Consider the following 17,543-nt stretch of genomic DNA (forward strand, 5'->3'; position numbering starts at 1 on the left):
GTCCGTTTTTTCGCCCCCCTCACACGGTCCGCTTCCGGCTCACAGCCCGTACCGCTGCGCGGCCTCCTCCGCCTGGGCCAGCCGGCGCAGTGACGCCAGCAGCGGCTCGTACAGCACGGCCGACGCGACAGCGGCCTCCACCTGCTCGCCCTCCGTGGGGAATTCCTCCATGGAGTCCAGGTCCCGCACCGCCACCCGCCGCATGACACGGGCCTGTTCGACGAGGTACTCCCCGTCGCAGGGGTAGCCGAGGCGGATGAGCGTGGCCACCGAGCCGACCAGTGAGCGGTGCGCGGGGGAGAGTTCGCCGAGCTCCTTCGCCGTCGACCAGCCCAGCTCCGTGAGCATCGCTGCCACTTCGGCGCGCGCGGTGGCCGTCTCCGGGGCGTCCTCGTCCGGTGCGGGACCGTGCGGCAGGGCCCACAGGGCGGCGCCCAGGCGGATCGTCAGACCGAGGGACTCGTCGTCGACATGGGCCAGCACCTCGCGGGCCGTGGCCACCGGGAGCCGGCCGACCTGGAGCAGTGCCCGCACCAGCCGCAGCCGACGCAGATGGCTCTCGTCGTACTCGGCCTGGGTAGCGCTGATCCGGACGCCTGCCGGGAGCAGCCGCTCACGCAGGTAGTACTTGATCGTCGCGGTCGACACGCCGCTCCGCTCGCTGAGTTCCGACAGTCGCACCTCTGCGCCTTCCTTTGCGCCGCCCCTCGGCGGTTCCACTATCCAACCATTGGATAGTGGAACTCTCTAATAGTGCGGGTGCAGATACTGGTGAAGCCGAATCCTGGCCGGACGGCCGCGGCGGCCGAGGGTGATGTCGTCGTCCTGCTGATCGGCATGCGTATCAACCACTGCTGGGGCGTGCGCCATTGGCTTCCGGTCCTCCTGGCGATGCCGCGCGTGCTCAGCGAGTTGGGCAAGGACCCGAGTGGGGGCCTGCTCGGCCACACGCCGCTGTCCGGCTCGCCCCGGACGTACTACGTCGTCCAGTACCGGTAGTCGAAGGGGAAGCTGTGCGCGTACGCCGCGGCTCCCGACACGTTCCACCGCAGGGCGTGGGCGATGGCCAACCGCAAGGAGAAGAAGTCCCGGCAGCACATGGGGCTGTGGCACGAGAGCTGCATCGTGCCCGAAGGGTCGTACGAGTCGGTCCACGCCGGCCTGTGGCCTGGCAGCGGCGACGGGTGTCCTGCCGATCGGGAAGCGGGGCCGGCGGGCGGCGGACCGTCTGGCGCATCGCGCGTCCGGGGGTGGTCACCGGGACGTCGGGCGTGCGTCGGGAGGGGCGTGCGTCGGAAGTAGGGGGCCGCCACGGCGCTGGGGCAGCCTTCGGAGAGGGGTGGTGGTGGGCGTGAGCGGGGTGCTCAGCCTGTGCGGCGCAGGGCCTCGCTCAGGCGGGCGGCGGAGTCGATGACCGCCTGGGCGTGCATCCGGCCCGGGTGACGGGTCAGCCGCTCGATCGGTCCAGAGACGGAGACGGCGGCGACCACCCGGTTCGACGGCCCGCGCACCGGCGCCGAGACCGAGGCCACGCCCGGCTCGCGCTCACCGATCGACTGGGCCCAGCCCCGCCGCCGTACGCCCGAGAGGGCCGTCGCCGTGAAGCGGGCACCCTGGAGGCCGCGGTGCAGCCGCTCCGGCTCCTCCCAGGCCATCAGGATCTGGGCGGAGGAACCCGCCTTCATGGTGAGCGTGGAGCCGACCGGCACGGTGTCCCGCAGTCCGGACAGCCGCTCCGCCGCCGCCACGCAGATCCGCATGTCGCCCTGCCGGCGGTAGAGCTGCGCGCTCTCGCCGGTGATGTCGCGCAGGTGGGTGAGTACCGGCCCGGCCGTCGCCAGGAGACGGTCCTCACCGGCTGCGGCCGCGAGCTCCGCGAGCCGGGGGCCGAGAATGAACCGGCCCTGCATGTCCCTCGCCACCATGCGGTGGTGTTCGAGTGCCACGGCCAGTCGATGTGCCGTGGGCCTTGCGAGCCCTGTCGCCGCGACCAGCCCGGCGAGGGTGGCCGGACCGGACTCCAGGGCGCTCAATACCAGAGCTGCCTTGTCGAGAACGCCGACGCCGCTAGAGTTGTCCATACGACGATACTCGCGTCTCACTCTGTGAAACGCAAGTTCAATTTTCTCCGGAAGTTGCGAACCTGTACGTGCGGCCACACGACGGCCCGTAGCCACCGCCCCGCTCGGGGGTCCGGACGGCGGCGCACCGAATCTCTAGTTGGGCCGGCGAAGACGCCGGCCGGAGGGAAAGCGATGGGTAGGACACTCGCGGAAAAGGTCTGGGACGACCACGTCGTCCGGCGCGCGGAGGGCGAGCCCGACCTTCTCTTCATCGATCTGCACCTGCTGCACGAGGTGACCAGCCCCCAGGCCTTCGACGGCCTGCGGCATGCGGGACGCCCCGTCCGGCGCCTCGACCTCACCATCGCCACCGAGGACCACAACACCCCGACCCTCGACATCGACAAGCCGATCGCCGACCCGGTCTCGCGCGTCCAGCTGGAGACCCTGCGCAAGAACTGCGCGGACTTCGGCGTCCGGCTGCACTCCCTGGGCGACGTCGAGCAGGGCGTCGTGCACGTGGTCGGCCCGCAGCTGGGCCTGACCCAGCCCGGCACCACGGTCGTCTGCGGCGACTCGCACACCTCCACCCACGGCGCGTTCGGCGCGCTGGCCTTCGGCATCGGCACCAGCCAGGTCGAGCACGTCCTGGCCACCCAGACGCTGCCCCTGGCCCGCCCCAGGACCATGGCGATCACCGTCGAGGGCGAACTCCCCGACAGCGTCACCGCCAAGGACCTGATCCTGGCGGTCATCGCCCGGATCGGCACCGGCGGCGGCCAGGGCTACATCCTCGAATACCGCGGCTCCGCCATCGAGAAGCTCTCGATGGAGGCCCGGATGACCATCTGCAACATGTCGATCGAGGCCGGTGCCCGCGCGGGCATGATCGCCCCGGACCGGACCACCTTCGACTACCTGCGGGGCCGCGACCACGCCCCGCAGGGCGAGGACTGGGACGCAGCCGTGGCGTACTGGGAGACGCTGCGCACCGACGACGACGCCGTCTTCGACGCCGAGGTCGTCATCGAGGCCGCCGAGCTCGCGCCGTTCGTCACCTGGGGCACCAACCCCGGCCAGGGCGCACCTCTGTCGGCCAACGTCCCCGACCCCGCTTCGTACGAGGACGCCTCCGAGCGCAACGCCGCGGAAAAGGCCCTGGAGTACATGGGGTTGACCGCCGGGCAGCCGCTGCGCGAGATCAACGTCGACACCGTCTTCGTAGGTTCCTGCACCAACGGCCGCATCGAGGACCTGCGCAACGCTGCCGCGATCCTGGACGGCCGTAAAGTCGCCGACGGCGTACGCATGCTGGTCGTCCCGGGCTCCGTCCGGGTCGCCCTGCAGGCCGTGGAGGAGGGCCTGGACAAGGTCTTCACCGCCGCCGGTGCCGAATGGCGGCACGCGGGCTGCTCGATGTGTCTGGGCATGAACCCCGACCAGCTGGCCCCCGGCGAGCGCTCCGCCTCCACCTCGAACCGCAACTTCGAGGGCAGGCAGGGCAAGGGCGGACGCACCCACCTGGTCTCCCCGCAGGTCGCCGCCGCCACCGCCGTGCTGGGCCATCTGGCCTCGCCCGCCGACCTGTCCGACGCCCGTACGCCCGCCGGAGTCTGAGAGCCATGGAAGCATTCACCGCACACACCGGCCGGGCCGTCCCGCTGCGCCGCAGCAACGTCGACACCGACCAGATCATCCCCGCGCACTGGCTGAAGAAGGTCACCCGCGACGGCTTCGAGGACGGCCTCTTCGAGGCCTGGCGCAAGGACGAGAACTTCGTCCTCAACCGCCCGGAGCGCGAGGGCGCCTCGGTCCTGGTCGCCGGACCCGACTTCGGCACGGGCTCGTCCCGTGAGCACGCCGTCTGGGCCCTGCAGAACTTCGGCTTCAAGACGGTCATCTCGTCCCGTTTCGCCGACATCTTCCGCGGTAACTCGCTGAAGAACGGTCTGTTGACCGTCGTCCTCGACCAGCAGGTCGTCGACGCGCTGTGGGACCTGGCGGAGGCCGATCCGACGGCAGAGATCACCGTCGACCTGGAGAAGCGGCAGGTTCTCGCCGAGGGAATCACCGCCGACTTCGAGCTCGACGAGAACGCTCGCTGGCGACTGCTGAACGGGCTCGACGACATCAGCCTCACCCTTCAGAACGAAGCGGACATTGCGACTTACGAGGCGGCCCGGCCGGCTCACAAGCCGCGCACAGTTAACGCCTGAGCAGCGCTTTTCCCGAACTGCGCCCCCTGCCTCCCGGCAGGGGGCGCAGTCGCTTGTTGAGACCCCCTCGGGCGACAACTCGCCCCAGATGGCACAATCGGTGCATGGAACGCGACAGCCAACTCGAGCTCTATGGCCTCGTCGCCGACCGATTGAAGGAAGCGCACTCAAGGGTGCGCGCACTGCAAGTCCCGGAGGGCGTAAGGGTGGCGCTGTCCCGGAAGCTGCTGGTCGTCACGGCCGCGGCTAAGCACGATCTCCCGGACGCGGCAAGGCGTCTGGACCGGTTGATGAAGGACCTCGACGAGGGCCGATTCCCCGAAGGTGACTGACTCTGCGGAAGAGTGCAGCGGTCGACTTCGTTGCGGCACTAGGGTGATTAGCCCGTTTCGTGTTTGATTTGCGGTATATATCTGCCTAACGTGCGAAAAAGCCTGGACAGTATCGTTCCGGCAATGTCTCCGAAGGGGAAGACGTGAACAAGGCGCAGCTCGTAGAAGCGATTGCCGACAAGGTCGGCGGCCGTCAGCAGGCCGCGGACGCTGTCGATGTGGTGCTCGACGCGATCGTCCGTGCGGTTGTCGCGGGGGATCGTGTCTCGGTCACCGGCTTCGGCTCGTTCGAAAAGGTCGACCGCCCCGCCCGGTACGCCCGCAACCCGCAGACGGGTGAGCGCGTCCGGGTCAAGAAGACGTCCGTGCCCCGCTTCCGTGCGGGACAGGGCTTCAAGGACCTGGTGAGCGGCTCGAAGAAGCTCCCCAAGAACGACGTCGCGGTGAAGAAGGCACCCAAGGGCAGCCTCTCCGGAGGATCTTCCACGCGTACGACGGCGAAGGCCGCGGCCAAGAAGGCCACCGCCAGGAAGGCCACGGCGCGCAAGACCACGGCGGCGGCGAAGAAGACCACGGCGGCCGCCAAGAAGACCACGGCGAAGACCACCGCCACGGCGAAGAAGACCACGGCGGCGGCGAAGAAGGCGACGCCGGCGAAGAAGGCGGCGACCACCAAGAAGGCCGTCGCCACCAAGACGGCGCCCGCCAAGAAGACCACGGCGAAGAAGGCGCCCGCGAAGAAGACCACGGCACGCAAGACCACAGCCAAGAAGGTCACCGCACGTAAGAAGTGAGACCGGGCACCGCTCGTTCCTCACACGCGCCGGGCCGGGCTCCCCGAGGGGAGCCCGGCCCGCGGGCTGTCCGGACGCGGCAAGGGCGGTTCAGAAGGTCTGCAGCGTCACCAGGGTGATCCGCAGCGCCTCGCCCGTGCCCTCGGTCTCGATCCGCACCCGCTGGCCCGGACGCAGCAGCCGCAGGCCGCCCGCGTCGAAGGCGGGGGCGTCGAAGTCCACCGGGGTGCCGTCGTCGAGCAGGACACTGCCGGTGCGGGTCTCGGAGTCGTACGTGAACGAGGTCGCCTGCATGGGCGGAACCCTATCGGTCCGCGGCAGGCGCCATCGAAGCACTCAGCCCCGCGGTGTACGGCCCCACACCCAGCGCCAGCGCCGCCCACAGGTCGTCGCCCGTGTCCACGTCCCTGCGGACCGAGTCGAGGCCGGGAGCCGAGATCTCCACCGCGCCCGACGCCAGATGCCTGGCCCGCGACGGACCGCCGAAAGCCGGCCGCAATTCCACACCCGGAGCCGCCGAAAGGAATGTCGTGCCGATTCCCTGCGCGTCGGTGACAAATGCGCGCGGGAATGCGGAGGAGAAATCGAGCACACGCGCCAGTTCCTCCGGGCGCAGCGCGGGCAGATCCGCGTTGAGCGCCGCCACCGCGGCACCGGGGCGCCTCGCGCGCACCGACCGGGCACCGTGCTCCAGGGCCGCGTTGAGCCCGGCCGCAGGCGCGTCCGCCACCGTGCGCGCGCCGAGGGCGGCCAGCGCGGCACCGGCCGCCGGGTCGTCCGTGACGACCACCACATCCCGCACCGCCGGGCAGGAGAGCGCGGCGGACACCGTGTCCTGGGCGAACGCCAGGGCCAGCCGCGGGCGCAGATCCCCGCCCGCCGCCCGCCCCAACCTGCTCTTGGCCCGTGCGAGCGGTTTCAGCGGGACGACCAGGGACCAGGAGCCGGTCGGGTCGGTGTTCGTGGCGATCTCCCCCTCCGTGCGCGTCAGGACTTATTCTCGCCTGCCGGTACGACAACCCGGAGGTCCGCCCCCGTGGGTGAGGCGTACGGTGTTCCCCACACAGCAGGGCCCGGGGGTACGGCAACACCGCCGTAAGCCAGGCAGACAGGTCAGTTCCTAGAGAAAGGCATCCGAGTGTCCCGCCGTAGAATCGGCTTCTGGTACCGGCTGGCGGCCGCCATCGCAAAACCGCCCCTGGTGGTTCTGTTCAAGCGGGACTGGCGGGGAATGGAACACATTCCGGCCGACGGTGGATTCATCACCGCGGTCAATCACAACTCGTATCTGGACCCGCTTTCGTACGGGCACTTCCAGTACAACACCGGGCGGGTGCCGAGGCTCCTCGCGAAGGCCGGACTGTTCAGGACGCCCTTTGTCGGAATGATGCTGCGTGGCACCGGACAGATCCCCGTCTACCGCGAGACGTCCAATGCGCTGGACGCTTTCCGTGCCGCCGTCGCCGCCATCGAACGGGGCGAATGCGTCGCTTTCTACCCGGAGGGAACCCTCACCCGCGACCCCGACATGTGGCCGATGGCCGGCAAGACCGGCGCCGCCCGTGTCGCGCTGATGACCAAGGCCCCCGTCATCCCCGTCGCGCAGTGGGGCGCCAACCTCGCGATGCCGCCGTACGCCAAGGAGAACAAGCTCCGGCTGTTCCCCCGCAAGACCCTCCAGGTGCAGGCCGGACCTCCCGTCGACCTCTCCCGTTTCCACGGGACCGAGCCGACACCCGAGGTGCTGCGTGAGGTCACCGAGGTCATCATGGCCGCGATCACCGCCCAGCTCGAAGTGGTACGCGGCGAGACGGCGCCCACGGAGCTCTACGATCACCGCAAGGCCCGTGCTGAACAGCGGCGCAAGGCAGACGGAAAGGGACCCACGTGACGCACCCCGTAAAAGCGGCCGTCTTCGGAACCGGCTCATGGGGTACGGCCTTCGCCATGGTCCTCGCCGACGCCGGCTGCGAGGTCACCCTCTGGGGCCGCCGTGCCGAAGTCGCCGAGGCGATCAACACGACCCGTACCAACCCGGACTACCTGCCGGGAATCGAGCTCCCCGCCTCGGTCCGCGCCACCACCGACGCCGCCGAGGCGCTGCGCGGCGCCGACTTCGCGGTCCTGGCCGTGCCCTCGCAGACGCTGCGCGCCAACCTCGCCGACTGGGCACCGCACCTGGAGCCCCGCACCGTGCTCGTCTCCCTGATGAAGGGCGTCGAACTCGGCACGGCCAAGCGGATGAGCGAGGTCATCGAGGACGTCACCAAGGTCACCCCGGACCGCATCGCCGTCGTGACCGGCCCCAACCTGGCCAAGGAGATCGCCGAGCGCCGGCCCGCCGCGGCCGTGGTGGCCTGCTCGGACGAGTCCGTGGCCCAGCGCCTCCAGGCCGCCTGCCACACCCCGTACTTCCGCCCCTACACCAACACCGACGTGGTCGGCTGCGAACTGGGCGGCGCCGTCAAGAACGTCATCGGCCTCGCCGTGGGCATCGCCGACGGCATGGGCCTCGGCGACAACACCAAGGGCTCGCTCATCACCCGCGGCCTCGCCGAGACCACCCGGCTGGGCGTCGCCATGGGTGCCGACCCGCTGACCTTCTCCGGACTCGCGGGCCTCGGCGACCTGGTGGCGACCTGCTCGTCGCCGCTGTCGCGCAACCACACCTTCGGCACCAACCTCGGCCGCGGGATGACGCTCCAGGAGACCGTCGCCGTCACCAGGCAGACCGCCGAAGGCGTCAAGTCCTGCGAATCCGTACGGGATCTGGCACGCAGGCACGGTGTCGACATGCCCCTCACCGAGACGGTCGTCGGTATCGTCCACGAGGGCAAGTCGCCGATGGCCGCGCTCAAGGAACTGATGTCGCGCAGCGCCAAGCCGGAGCGACGCTGACTCAGCCCTTACCAGCAGGTACGCTCATCGCGATATGAGCAGCCAGAACCTCCCCCAGAGCCCTGAGAGCCACGTGAGCTCCGAGCAGAGCTCCGAGCAGAGCTCCGAGCAGCGCCGTAAGCCGCGTGTGGCGGTCGTGTTCGGCGGCCGGAGCTCCGAACACGGAATCTCGGTCGTCACCGCCGGTGCCGTGATGAACGCCATCGACCGGACGAAGTACGACGTCCTGCCGATCGGCATCACCACGGACGGCCGTTGGGCCCTCACGGCCGACGACCCGGCCCGCATGGCCATCACGGACCGACAGGTACCGAACGTGGACCAGCTGGCCGGGTCCGCGCGGGGGGCCGTGGCGCTCTCCGTCGACCCCGGCAACCGCGAGGTCGTGTACGGCGAACCGGGCGCGGTGCCCACGGTGCTCGGCGAGGTCGACGTCGTCTTCCCCGTGCTGCACGGCCCGTACGGCGAGGACGGCACGCTCCAGGGGCTCCTGGAGCTCTCCGGCGTGCCGTACGTCGGCGCCGGTGTCCTCGCCTCGGCGGTCGGCCAGGACAAGGAGTACATGAAGCGGGTGTTCACCTCCTTCGGGCTGCCGGTCGGCCCGTACGAGGTCGTCCGCCCCCGCGAGTGGGAGTCCGACCGCCCCGCCGCCCGCAAGCGCATCATGGAGTTCGCGGCCGAGCACGGCTGGCCGCTCTTCATCAAGCCCGCCCGCGGCGGCTCCTCGATGGGCATCACCAAGGTCGACGACGCCGCCGGGCTCGACGAGGCGATCGAGGAGGCCCGCCGGCACGACCCCAAGTTCCTCGTGGAGTCCCTGCTGCGCGGCCGGGAGATCGAGTGCGGCGTGCTGGAGTTCGAGGACGGACCGCGCGCCAGCGTGCCCGCCGAGATCCCGCCGGTCACCGCGCACGACTTCTACGACTTCGAGGCCAAGTACATCGACTCGGCGGCCGGTCTGGTCCCCGCGCCGCTCACCGAGGAGCAGACCGCCGAGGTCCAGCGGCTCGCCGTCGAGGCCTTCGAGGCCACCTCCTGCGAGGGCCTGGTGCGCGCCGACTTCTTCCTCACCGAGGACGGCACGTTCGTCATCAACGAGATCAACACCATGCCCGGCTTCACGCCCATCTCCATGTTCCCCCGCATGTGGCAGGAGACCGGGGTGGACTACCCGGAGCTGGTGGACCGGCTGGTCCAGGCGGCACTCGGCCGCTCCACCGGACTGCGCTGACCCCCGACGCCCGCGCCTTCCCCGCACACCCTGCGGGGGAGGCGACTAGAGGCTTTCGGGAACCGTCTCTTCCACAGGTACGGCGAACGCGGACAGCGGGGTGATGTCATGGGCGTACTCCACCCCGAGCGTCACCTCGACGTACGCCTTGCGGTACGTGGTCGTGAACCGCGGACCGGCGTCATCCCGCTGCTCCAGCAGCCAGTTGACGCCGTCCGCGTCGACACCCCTGGACTGGGCATCGTCCATCTTCACGGGCCGGGGGACGCCGCAGCGCAGTACGATCGCCCCGTCCCCCCAGCCGGCGGTCAGCACCGAGTCCGGTCCGGGGTCACTCCGTTCCAGGCCGACGACGGTCTTCGGCAGCGCCTTGTGCAGATCCCCGCAGTACGCGGCGGCCTCCGACGACGGCGTGGGAACCGTGACCGAGGGCTGTCCGGCACAGCCCGCCGCGGCCAGGACGGCCAGGGCGGCGGACGGTACGAGAAGTGCGGAGCGGCGGGACCGGCGGCGGGTGTGCGTCACCGGACCAGCGTAGACGGGGGTCAGAGGTGAACGACCGGGCAGGTCAGGGTTCGTGTGATGCCGTCCACCTGCTGGACCTTGGCGACCACCATGCGGCCGAGCGCGTCCACCGTGTCGGCCTGCGCGCGCACGATCACGTCGTAGGGGCCTGTGACGTCCTCTGCCTGGATAACTCCCGGAAGTTTGGCGATGGTCTCGGCGACGATCGACGCCTTGCCCACCTCTGTCTGGATAAGGATGTACGCCTGTACCACGGAACCTCCAGGGCGGCCACGAGGATCATGTGGGGGAAAGGGAAGCCACGTTATCGCGTCGCCGAGGGCCGCGGGGAGACCTGCGGGCGGGTTGACGCCCCCAGCGTGGCGTCCGCACCACAGAAGTTGACGTATCTCCTGACGGTACCGACAGCAGTGAGGGCTCGCGACCGCAAGCCCACCGGAGCAGAAGGGGGACAGCGGTGCCCGTACGTCCCGGGGCTGCCGGCTCCCGCCGTCAGCCTGTCCACGGTCCGGACCTCCGGCCGCTGAAGCAGCCCGGACAGGTGTCCGGTGCGATAAATGAGAGGTGAGTCTCGGTGAAGGGAACCGTGGGCGAGTTGGGGGAGTTCGGGCTCATCAGAGAGCTCACTTCCCGGCTCACCACCACTCCGGCGGTACGGCTGGGACCCGGCGACGACGCCGCGGTCGTGGCCGCTCCCGACCGCAGGGTCGTGGCCAGTACGGACATCCTGCTGGAAGGGCGGCACTTCCGCCGCGACTGGTCGACGGCGTACGACGTCGGCCGCAAGGCGGCCGCACAGAACCTCGCCGACATCGCGGCCATGGGCGCCGTGCCCACCGCGCTGCTCCTCGGCCTCGTCGTCCCCGCCGACCTCCCGGTCACCTGGGCCGCCGAGCTGATGGACGGACTGCGTGACGAGTGCCAGGTCGCCGGTGCGGCCGTCGTCGGCGGTGACGTCGTCGGCGGCGACACCATCACCGTGGCGATCACCGCGCTCGGCGACCTGCGCAACCACGAACCCGTCACCCGGGGCGGCGCACGGCCCGGGGACGTCGTGGCCGTCACCGGCTGGCTCGGCTGGTCCGCCGCCGGATTCGCCGTGCTCTCCCGCGGATTCCGCTCACCCCGCGCCTTCGTGGAGGCCCACCGGCGCCCCGAACCGCCGTACCACGCGGGCCCCGCGGCGGCCGGACTCGGCGCCACGGCCATGACGGACGTCAGCGACGGGCTCGTCGCCGACCTCGGGCACATCGCCGAGGCCAGCCAGGTCCGGATCGATCTGCGCTCCGGGCTGATCGACATCCCCTCGCAGATGTCCGACATCGGGCAGGCCGTCGGCGTCGACCCGCTGCAGTGGGTGCTCACCGGAGGAGAGGACCACGCGATCGTGGCGACGTTCCCGCCGGACGTGAAGCTCCCGGCCCGCTGGAAGGTGATCGGCGAGGTCCTCAACCCGTCCGCGCTGCCCCAGGTCACCGTCGACGGGGCACCCTGGACGAGCAAGGGCGGCTGGGACCATTTCGGCTCCATCGAGGACGCCCAGTAGATTCCCGGGCATGACCGCACCCACCGCTGTACCGCCCCGCGTGCTCACCGTCGCCGGATCCGACTCCGGCGGCGGTGCGGGCATCCAGGCGGACCTGAAGACGATGCTGGCGCTGGGCGCCCACGGGATGAGCGTGCTGACCGCGGTGACCGCCCAGAACTCCCTGGGCGTGCAGGGCGCGTGGGAACTCCCCGCCGAAGCCGTACGCGCCCAGTACCGCAGCGTCGTCGACGACATCGGCGTACAGGCCGTGAAGACCGGAATGCTGGCGTCGGCCGAGCTCGTCGACACCGTCGCCGGACTCCTCGCGGAGACCGGCGCACCCGTCGTCGTCGATCCCGTCGGGATCTCCAAGCACGGGGACACGCTGCTGGCCGCCGAGGCACTCGACTCCGTACGCACCCGGCTGCTGCCCGTCGCGACGGTGGCCACCCCGAACCTCGACGAGGTGACCCAGCTCACCGGCCTCACGGTCACCGACGAGCCGGGCATGCGGCGGGCCGCCGCAGAACTGCTCTCCTACGGGCCGCGCTGGGTGGTCGTCAAGGGCGGCCACCTGCCGGGCGAGGCCGTGGACCTGCTGACGGACGGCAGCGAGGAGCACTGGCTGCGCGCCCCGCGGCACGACAACCGGCACACCCACGGCACGGGCTGCACCCTGGCCTCCGCGATCGCCTGCGGACTCGCCGCGGGCCAGGACGTGCCGACCGCGGTACGGGCCGCCAAGGCCTACGTCACCGGAGCCATCGCGGCGGGATTCGCCCTGGGCGGCGGGACAGGCCCCGTCGACCACGCCTGGACGACCCGCACCCGCTGACCGCCACCACGGCGCCGGGCACCCGGGCACAGCAAAAAGCCGGTCCACCGAGGTGGACCGGCTTTTTGGGCAACCGGAAGGCTGCGCTACGACGAGACGTCAGCGCGCGACCTTGCCGGCCTTGATGCACGAGGTGCAGACGTTGAGCCGCTTCGGCGTCCGACCGACCACGGCACGCACGCGCTGGATGTTGGGATTCCAGCGACGGGACGTACGGCGGTGCGAGTGCGAAATGCTGTTGCCGAAGCTCGGCCCCTTGCCGCAAACGTCGCAGTTGGCAGCCACGGGTCACTCCAAAGACTTCAGATGCACTTACAGTGAATTCCGGCGCGCCGGAATCATTTTACTGAAGTGGCGGTACCGGAGGAATGGCCCGGCTCTCGCCGGGCAACCGAAGCAGCATACAACGCCTGCGTCGGGGATACGAAACTACCACGGGTTGCCGGACCGCCCGCCCCACCCCTGTCCCCGCCCTGGGCATCCCGCGAGGACTACTCTGCGGTGCAGCCAGCCCCGCCACGGCCGTCCCGAGGAGGACCAACGGTGCCGCAGTCCCCCGACGATCTGGACGCCGTCGCGGTGCGCACCTGGTGCTCACTGGCGCTGGAGGCCCTGGGCCGCGAGCGCGAGGCGATCGACGCGATCAACGTCTATCCCGTCGCCGACGGGGACACCGGCACCAACCTCTACCTGACCGTGGAGTCCGCGGCGGCGGCCGTCGAAGCCGTCTTCGCGGCCCACGAGACCGGCTCCACCGTGCCCGCCCCCGCCGACGCCGTACGCGCCATGGCGCACGGCGCCCTGATCGGCGCACGCGGGAACTCCGGCACGATCCTGGCCCAGCTGCTGCGCGGCATGGCGGGAGTGCTGGCCGAGGCGGGTGACGCGGATCACCTGCGTACCGCCCTCGCCGAGGCTGCCACCGCCGCACGGTCGGCCGTCGCCCATCCCGTCGAGGGCACGGTACTGACGGTCGCCGCCGCGGCCGCCGAGGCCGCCGGGGCCACCGCCGCGACCGCCGGACTCACGGCCGTGCTCGAAGCCGCCCACGAAGGGGCGCGCACCGCGCTGGCCGCGACCCCGGGCCAACTCGCCGTCCTCGGCCGCGCCGGTGTCGTGGACGCGGGCGGACAAGGGCTCGTGACCGTGCTCGGGGCGCTGCTGGAAGCCGTCGGCGGACAGGCCCCGCCGCGCACGCCGCAGATCACCCCGGAGACCCTGCCCCTGGTTGGCGACTGCGCCCAGGAGGGCCCGGACAGCGGTCCCGCCTTCGAGGTGATCTACCTGCTGGAGGCCCGTGACGACGCCGTCGACCGGCTGCGGGGCAGGCTGGACGCGCTGGGTGACTCACTCGTCGTGGTCGGCGGTGACGGCCTGTGGAACGTCCACGTCCATGTCGACGACGCGGGGGCGGCCGTGGAGGCCGGGGTCGAGGCGGGCCGGCCGTACCGGATCCGCATCACCCACTTCGCCGCCGACCGCGTCCGGGCGCACCGTGAACCCGCCCAGCGCGCGGTCGTCGTCGTGGTCCCCGGCGACGGGCTCTCCGCCCTCTGTACGGAGGCCGGGGCGACCACCGTGCTGGCCCGCCCCGGGGAGCCGCCCGCCAGCGGCGAACTGGTCGACGCGATCCGCCGGGCCCACGCCCGCGAGGTCGTCCTGCTGCCCAACGACGCGGACCTGCGCCACACCGCCGCCGCTGCCGCCGAACAGGCCAGGACCGAGGGCGTCCGCGTCGCCCTGGTCCCCACCCGGGCGGCCGTCCAGGGCATCGCCGCGCTCGCCGTCCACGAACCGGACCGCAGCTTCGACGAGGACGTGGTCGCGATGACCGCGGCGGCCGGCGCCACCCGGTACGCCGAACTGGCCGTCGCCGAAAGGCAGTCGTGGACCATGGCCGGCATCTGCCAGGCCGGCGACATGCTCGGCCTGATCGACGGTGACGTCGCCGTCATCGGCGAGGACGTCGAAGGCACCGCCCGCACGGTCCTGGACCGGATGCTGTCGTCGGGCGGCGAACTCGTCACCCTCGTCCTCGGCGAGGACGTCCCCGACGCCCTGGCCGACGCCCTGGGGGAACACGTCCGCGAGGGCTACCTGGCCGTCGACACCGTGGTCTACCGGGGCGGCCACCAGGCCGCGCCCCTGCTGATCGGCGTCGAGTAGCGCGTACCCGGTGCGGCGCCCTGCGGCGGTGTCAGTGGCGTGGTGTGCAATGGACCACGTGTCCGCGTTCGATGAACCCCTCAAGAAACTGCTCGGCGGAGCCACCGCGAAGGTGATGGCCGAGCACCTCGACCTGCACACGGTCGGCGACCTGCTGCACCACTACCCCCGGCGCTACGAGGAGCGGGGCCGCCTCACGGCGCTCACCGACCTCCCGCTGGACGAGCACGTGACGGTCGTCGCCCAGGTCGTCGACGCGCGGATCATGATGTTCAACAACGGCCGCGGCAAACGCCTCGAAGTCACCCTCACCGACGGCAGCGGCAGACTCCAGCTGGTCTTCTTCGGCCACGGCGTCCACAAGCCGCACAAGGAACTGCTCCCAGGCCGGCGGGCGATGTTCGCGGGCAAGGCGTCCGTCTTCAACCGGAAGATGCAGCTCGCGCACCCCACGTACCAGCTCCTCGACGCGCGCGACGAGGACGATGCGACCGAGGCCGTCGACGCCTTCGCCGGGCAGCTCCTGCCGATCTACCCCGCCTGCAAGCAGCTCGACTCCTGGCGGATCGCCAAGGCCGTCGACACGGTCCTGCCCAGCGCGCAGGACGCCGTCGACCCGCTGCCCGGGACGCTCCGGGAAGGACGCGGATTCGTCCCGCTGCCCGAGGCCCTGCTCAAGATCCACCGTCCGCACACCAAGGCGGACGTCGCGGCCGCGCGGGAGCGGCTGAAGTGGGACGAGGCCTTCGTCCTCCAGGTCGCGCTCGCCCGCCGCCGCTACGCGGACACCCAGCTCCCCGCGGTGGCCCGCGGATCCGTCCCCGGCGGACTGCTCGACGCCTTCGACGCCAAGCTGCCCTTCACGCTCACCGAAGGCCAGCGGAAGGTCACCGGCGAGATCTTCGCCGACCTGGCGACCGAACACCCGATGCACCGGCTGCTGCAGGGCGAGGTGGGATCGGGAAAGACGATGGTCGCCCTGCGCGCCATGCTCACCGTCGTCGACGCGGGCGGCCAGGCAGCGATGCTCGCCCCCACCGAGGTGCTCGCCCAGCAGCACCACCGGTCCGTCACCGAGATGATGGGCGAGCTCGCCGAAGGCGGGATGCTGGGCGGCTCCGACCGGGGCACCAAGGTGGTGCTGCTCACCGGGTCCATGGGCGTCCCGGCCCGCCGTCAGGCACTGCTCGACCTGGTCACCGGCGAGGCCGGGATCGTCATCGGCACCCACGCGCTGATCGAGGACAAGGTGCGCTTCCACGACCTCGGCCTGGTCGTCGTCGACGAACAGCACCGCTTCGGCGTGGAACAGCGCGACGCCCTGCGCTCCAAGGGCGAGCAGCCGCCGCACCTGCTCGTCATGACGGCCACACCCATTCCCCGTACGGTCGCGATGACCGTCTTCGGGGACCTGGAGACCTCCGTCCTGGACCAGCTCCCGGCCGGCCGCTCGCCCATCGCCAGCCATGTCGTACCCGCCAAGGACAAGCCCCACTTCCTCAGCCGCGCCTGGGAACGCGTCCGCGAGGAGGTGGAGAACGGCCACCAGGCCTACGTGGTCTGCCCCCGCATCGGGGACGACGCCGACGAGGCCGCCGAGAAGAAGAAGGGGAAGAAGCAGGCCGACGCCCCGTCGGCCGCCGACGACGCCGAGAAGCGTCCGCCGCTCGCCGTGCTGGAGATCGCCGGACAGCTCCGCAAGGGCGCGCTCACCGGCCTCCGGATCGAGGTGCTGCACGGCAGGATGCACCCCGACGACAAGGACGACGTGATGCGCAGGTTCGCCGCCGGCGAGGTCGACGTCCTGGTCGCCACCACCGTCATCGAGGTCGGGGTCAACGTCCCGAACGCCACCGCGATGGTCATCATGGACGCCGACCGCTTCGGCGTCTCCCAGCTGCACCAGCTGCGGGGCCGCGTGGGGCGGGGCTCGGCACCCGGCCTCTGCCTCCTGGTCAGCGAGGCCCACGAGGCGAGCCCCGCCCGGGCCAGGCTCTCCGCCGTCGCCGCCACCCTCGACGGTTTCGAGCTGTCCAGGATCGACCTCGAACAGCGCCGCGAGGGCGATGTCCTCGGCCAGGCACAGTCCGGCGTCCGCTCCTCCCTGCGTGTGCTCAGCGTCATCGACGACGAGGAGGTCATCGCGGCGGCCCGCGAGGAGGCCGTCCGCGTCGTCGCGGACGATCCCGCGCTGGAGCGGCTTCCCGAACTGCGCACCGCGCTGGACGCGCTCCTGGACAAGGACCGGGAGGAATACCTCGACAAGGGGTGACCAGGGCCGGATCCGCACCGACGCCATATCGTGGGGAGTACGGCACGCGTCCCGTCCTGTGTGCCGCCCGCGACCCTAGGACCAGACACCCATGACCCGCGTGATCGCCGGATCGGCCGGCGGACGCCGCCTGGCCGTACCGCCCGGCACCGGCACCCGCCCCACCTCCGACCGTGCGCGCGAGGGCCTCTTCTCCACCTGGGAAGCGCTCCTGGGCACCCTCGACGGCATCCGTGTCGCCGACCTGTACGCGGGCTCCGGCGCCGTCGGACTGGAGGCGCTCTCCCGCGGGGCGGTCCACGCACTGCTCGTCGAGCCCGACGCCAAGGCCGTCCGCACCGTCCGTGACAACGTCCGCACCCTGGGTCTTCCCGGCGCCGAGGTCCGTGCGGGCAAAGCGGAACAGATCGTGACGGGACCGGCTCCCGCGGACCCGTACGACGTGGTGTTCCTCGACCCGCCGTACGCCGTCACCGATGGCGATCTTTGCGAGATACTGCTCACACTCCGTGCTCAGGGGTGGCTCACGGGCGATGCGCTCGTCACGGTGGAACGGAGCACCAGAGGCGGGGAATTCGACTGGCCCGAGGGATTCGAACCACTGCGGTCCCGTCGCTACGGCGAGGGGACGCTTTGGTACGGTCGCGCCGCCTCTACGTGCGAAGACGCACGATGACCGCATC

Annotated in this window: 19 protein-coding genes and 1 pseudogene; 13 read left to right on the forward strand and 7 right to left on the reverse strand. The window is 71.0% G+C overall.

The genetic code is table 11. The features are described from left to right. Positions 1-39 precede the first annotated feature (39 nt). Entirely contained in the window at positions 40-681 is a 642-nt protein-coding gene (locus OG524_RS26300) for a MerR family transcriptional regulator (RefSeq protein ID WP_405811776.1), read from the reverse strand. Positions 682-837: 156 nt separating this feature from the next. Between OG524_RS26300 and OG524_RS26305 the strand changes: the two are divergent. Beyond that, a pseudogene (locus OG524_RS26305) lies at positions 838-1,246 on the forward strand (monooxygenase family protein); the annotation flags it as partial. Positions 1,247-1,364: 118 nt separating this feature from the next. Here OG524_RS26305 and ndgR read toward each other — a convergent pair. Beyond that, on the reverse strand, positions 1,365-2,081 hold the full coding sequence (gene ndgR / locus OG524_RS26310) for an IclR family transcriptional regulator NdgR (RefSeq protein WP_014048551.1): 717 nt from the start codon (positions 2,079-2,081) through the stop codon (positions 1,365-1,367). Between the two features lie 174 nt (positions 2,082-2,255). Here ndgR and leuC point away from each other — a divergent pair, with 174 nt between their 5' ends. From leuC to OG524_RS26330, 4 genes are all read left to right on the forward strand, one after another. Next, positions 2,256-3,680: a 3-isopropylmalate dehydratase large subunit gene (leuC, locus tag OG524_RS26315; protein WP_405388392.1), complete on the forward strand. Its 1,425-nt coding sequence runs from the start codon at positions 2,256-2,258 to the stop codon at positions 3,678-3,680. Between the two features lie 5 nt (positions 3,681-3,685). After that, positions 3,686-4,279, forward strand: coding sequence for a 3-isopropylmalate dehydratase small subunit (leuD, locus tag OG524_RS26320; protein WP_405388391.1), 594 nt, complete (start codon positions 3,686-3,688; stop codon positions 4,277-4,279). A gap of 104 nt (positions 4,280-4,383) precedes the next feature. Continuing rightward, on the forward strand, positions 4,384-4,611 hold the full coding sequence (locus OG524_RS26325) for a hypothetical protein (RefSeq protein ID WP_405388390.1): 228 nt from the start codon (positions 4,384-4,386) through the stop codon (positions 4,609-4,611). Positions 4,612-4,754: 143 nt separating this feature from the next. Continuing rightward, positions 4,755-5,405 carry an HU family DNA-binding protein gene (locus OG524_RS26330; RefSeq protein ID WP_405811777.1) on the forward strand — a complete coding sequence of 217 codons (651 nt, stop codon included), beginning with the start codon at positions 4,755-4,757 and terminating at the stop codon, positions 5,403-5,405. 90 nt (positions 5,406-5,495) lie between these two features. Here OG524_RS26330 and OG524_RS26335 read toward each other — a convergent pair whose 3' ends face one another. Further along, positions 5,496-5,699 (reverse strand): hypothetical protein, encoded by a 204-nt coding sequence (locus OG524_RS26335; RefSeq protein ID WP_405388387.1) that lies wholly within the window; start codon positions 5,697-5,699, stop codon positions 5,496-5,498. A 10-nt stretch (positions 5,700-5,709) separates the two neighbouring features. After that, the gene (cofC, locus tag OG524_RS26340; RefSeq protein WP_405393088.1) at positions 5,710-6,396 is read right to left on the reverse strand and encodes a 2-phospho-L-lactate guanylyltransferase; all 687 of its coding nucleotides are present in this window, start codon (positions 6,394-6,396) and stop codon (positions 5,710-5,712) included. Positions 6,397-6,543: 147 nt separating this feature from the next. On the opposite strand from cofC, the gene OG524_RS26345 reads away from it, so the two are divergent. From OG524_RS26345 to OG524_RS26355, 3 genes are read left to right on the forward strand one after another with little or no spacing between them, the layout of a single operon-like run. Continuing rightward, positions 6,544-7,296 (forward strand): lysophospholipid acyltransferase family protein, encoded by a 753-nt coding sequence (locus OG524_RS26345; RefSeq protein WP_405388386.1) that lies wholly within the window; start codon positions 6,544-6,546, stop codon positions 7,294-7,296. Continuing rightward, on the forward strand, positions 7,293-8,303 hold the full coding sequence (locus OG524_RS26350; protein WP_405388385.1) for an NAD(P)H-dependent glycerol-3-phosphate dehydrogenase: 1,011 nt from the start codon (positions 7,293-7,295) through the stop codon (positions 8,301-8,303). Before OG524_RS26345 ends, OG524_RS26350 begins: the two co-directional genes overlap by 4 nt. A gap of 34 nt (positions 8,304-8,337) precedes the next feature. After that, complete coding sequence (locus OG524_RS26355; RefSeq protein ID WP_405811778.1) at positions 8,338-9,534, forward strand: D-alanine--D-alanine ligase family protein; 1,197 nt, start codon at positions 8,338-8,340, stop codon at positions 9,532-9,534. A 45-nt stretch (positions 9,535-9,579) separates the two neighbouring features. On the opposite strand, the gene OG524_RS26360 is transcribed toward OG524_RS26355, so the two are convergent. Together OG524_RS26360 and OG524_RS26365 are read right to left on the reverse strand one after the other, a co-directional pair. Then, the gene (locus OG524_RS26360; RefSeq protein ID WP_405811779.1) at positions 9,580-10,059 is read right to left on the reverse strand and encodes a DUF3515 domain-containing protein; all 480 of its coding nucleotides are present in this window, start codon (positions 10,057-10,059) and stop codon (positions 9,580-9,582) included. Positions 10,060-10,079: 20 nt separating this feature from the next. Then, positions 10,080-10,313, reverse strand: coding sequence for an Lrp/AsnC family transcriptional regulator (locus OG524_RS26365; RefSeq protein WP_056791028.1), 234 nt, complete (start codon positions 10,311-10,313; stop codon positions 10,080-10,082). Positions 10,314-10,633: 320 nt separating this feature from the next. Here OG524_RS26365 and OG524_RS26370 point away from each other — a divergent pair, with 320 nt between their 5' ends. Continuing rightward, positions 10,634-11,605: a thiamine-phosphate kinase gene (locus OG524_RS26370; protein ID WP_405388381.1), complete on the forward strand. Its 972-nt coding sequence runs from the start codon at positions 10,634-10,636 to the stop codon at positions 11,603-11,605. 10 nt (positions 11,606-11,615) lie between these two features. Beyond that, complete coding sequence (gene thiD / locus OG524_RS26375) at positions 11,616-12,422, forward strand: bifunctional hydroxymethylpyrimidine kinase/phosphomethylpyrimidine kinase (protein WP_405388380.1); 807 nt, start codon at positions 11,616-11,618, stop codon at positions 12,420-12,422. A gap of 99 nt (positions 12,423-12,521) precedes the next feature. Here the strand turns inward: thiD and rpmB are convergent, their stop codons facing one another. Then, complete coding sequence (gene rpmB, locus OG524_RS26380) at positions 12,522-12,707, reverse strand: 50S ribosomal protein L28 (protein WP_003965989.1); 186 nt, start codon at positions 12,705-12,707, stop codon at positions 12,522-12,524. Between the two features lie 258 nt (positions 12,708-12,965). On the opposite strand from rpmB, the gene OG524_RS26385 reads away from it, so the two are divergent. The 3 genes from OG524_RS26385 (at position 12,966) to rsmD (ending at position 17,536) form a co-directional block, all read left to right on the forward strand. Next, positions 12,966-14,588: a DAK2 domain-containing protein gene (locus OG524_RS26385; protein ID WP_405388379.1), complete on the forward strand. Its 1,623-nt coding sequence runs from the start codon at positions 12,966-12,968 to the stop codon at positions 14,586-14,588. A gap of 49 nt (positions 14,589-14,637) precedes the next feature. Next, the gene (gene recG, locus OG524_RS26390; RefSeq protein ID WP_405811780.1) at positions 14,638-16,860 is read left to right on the forward strand and encodes an ATP-dependent DNA helicase RecG; all 2,223 of its coding nucleotides are present in this window, start codon (positions 14,638-14,640) and stop codon (positions 16,858-16,860) included. Positions 16,861-16,951: 91 nt separating this feature from the next. Then, positions 16,952-17,536 (forward strand): 16S rRNA (guanine(966)-N(2))-methyltransferase RsmD, encoded by a 585-nt coding sequence (gene rsmD, locus OG524_RS26395; protein ID WP_405388377.1) that lies wholly within the window; start codon positions 16,952-16,954, stop codon positions 17,534-17,536. The last annotated feature ends 7 nt before the right edge of the window (positions 17,537-17,543 follow it).

This window comes from Streptomyces sp. NBC_01520 (assembly GCF_045040375.1).
GTDB lineage: Bacteria > Actinomycetota > Actinomycetes > Streptomycetales > Streptomycetaceae > Streptomyces.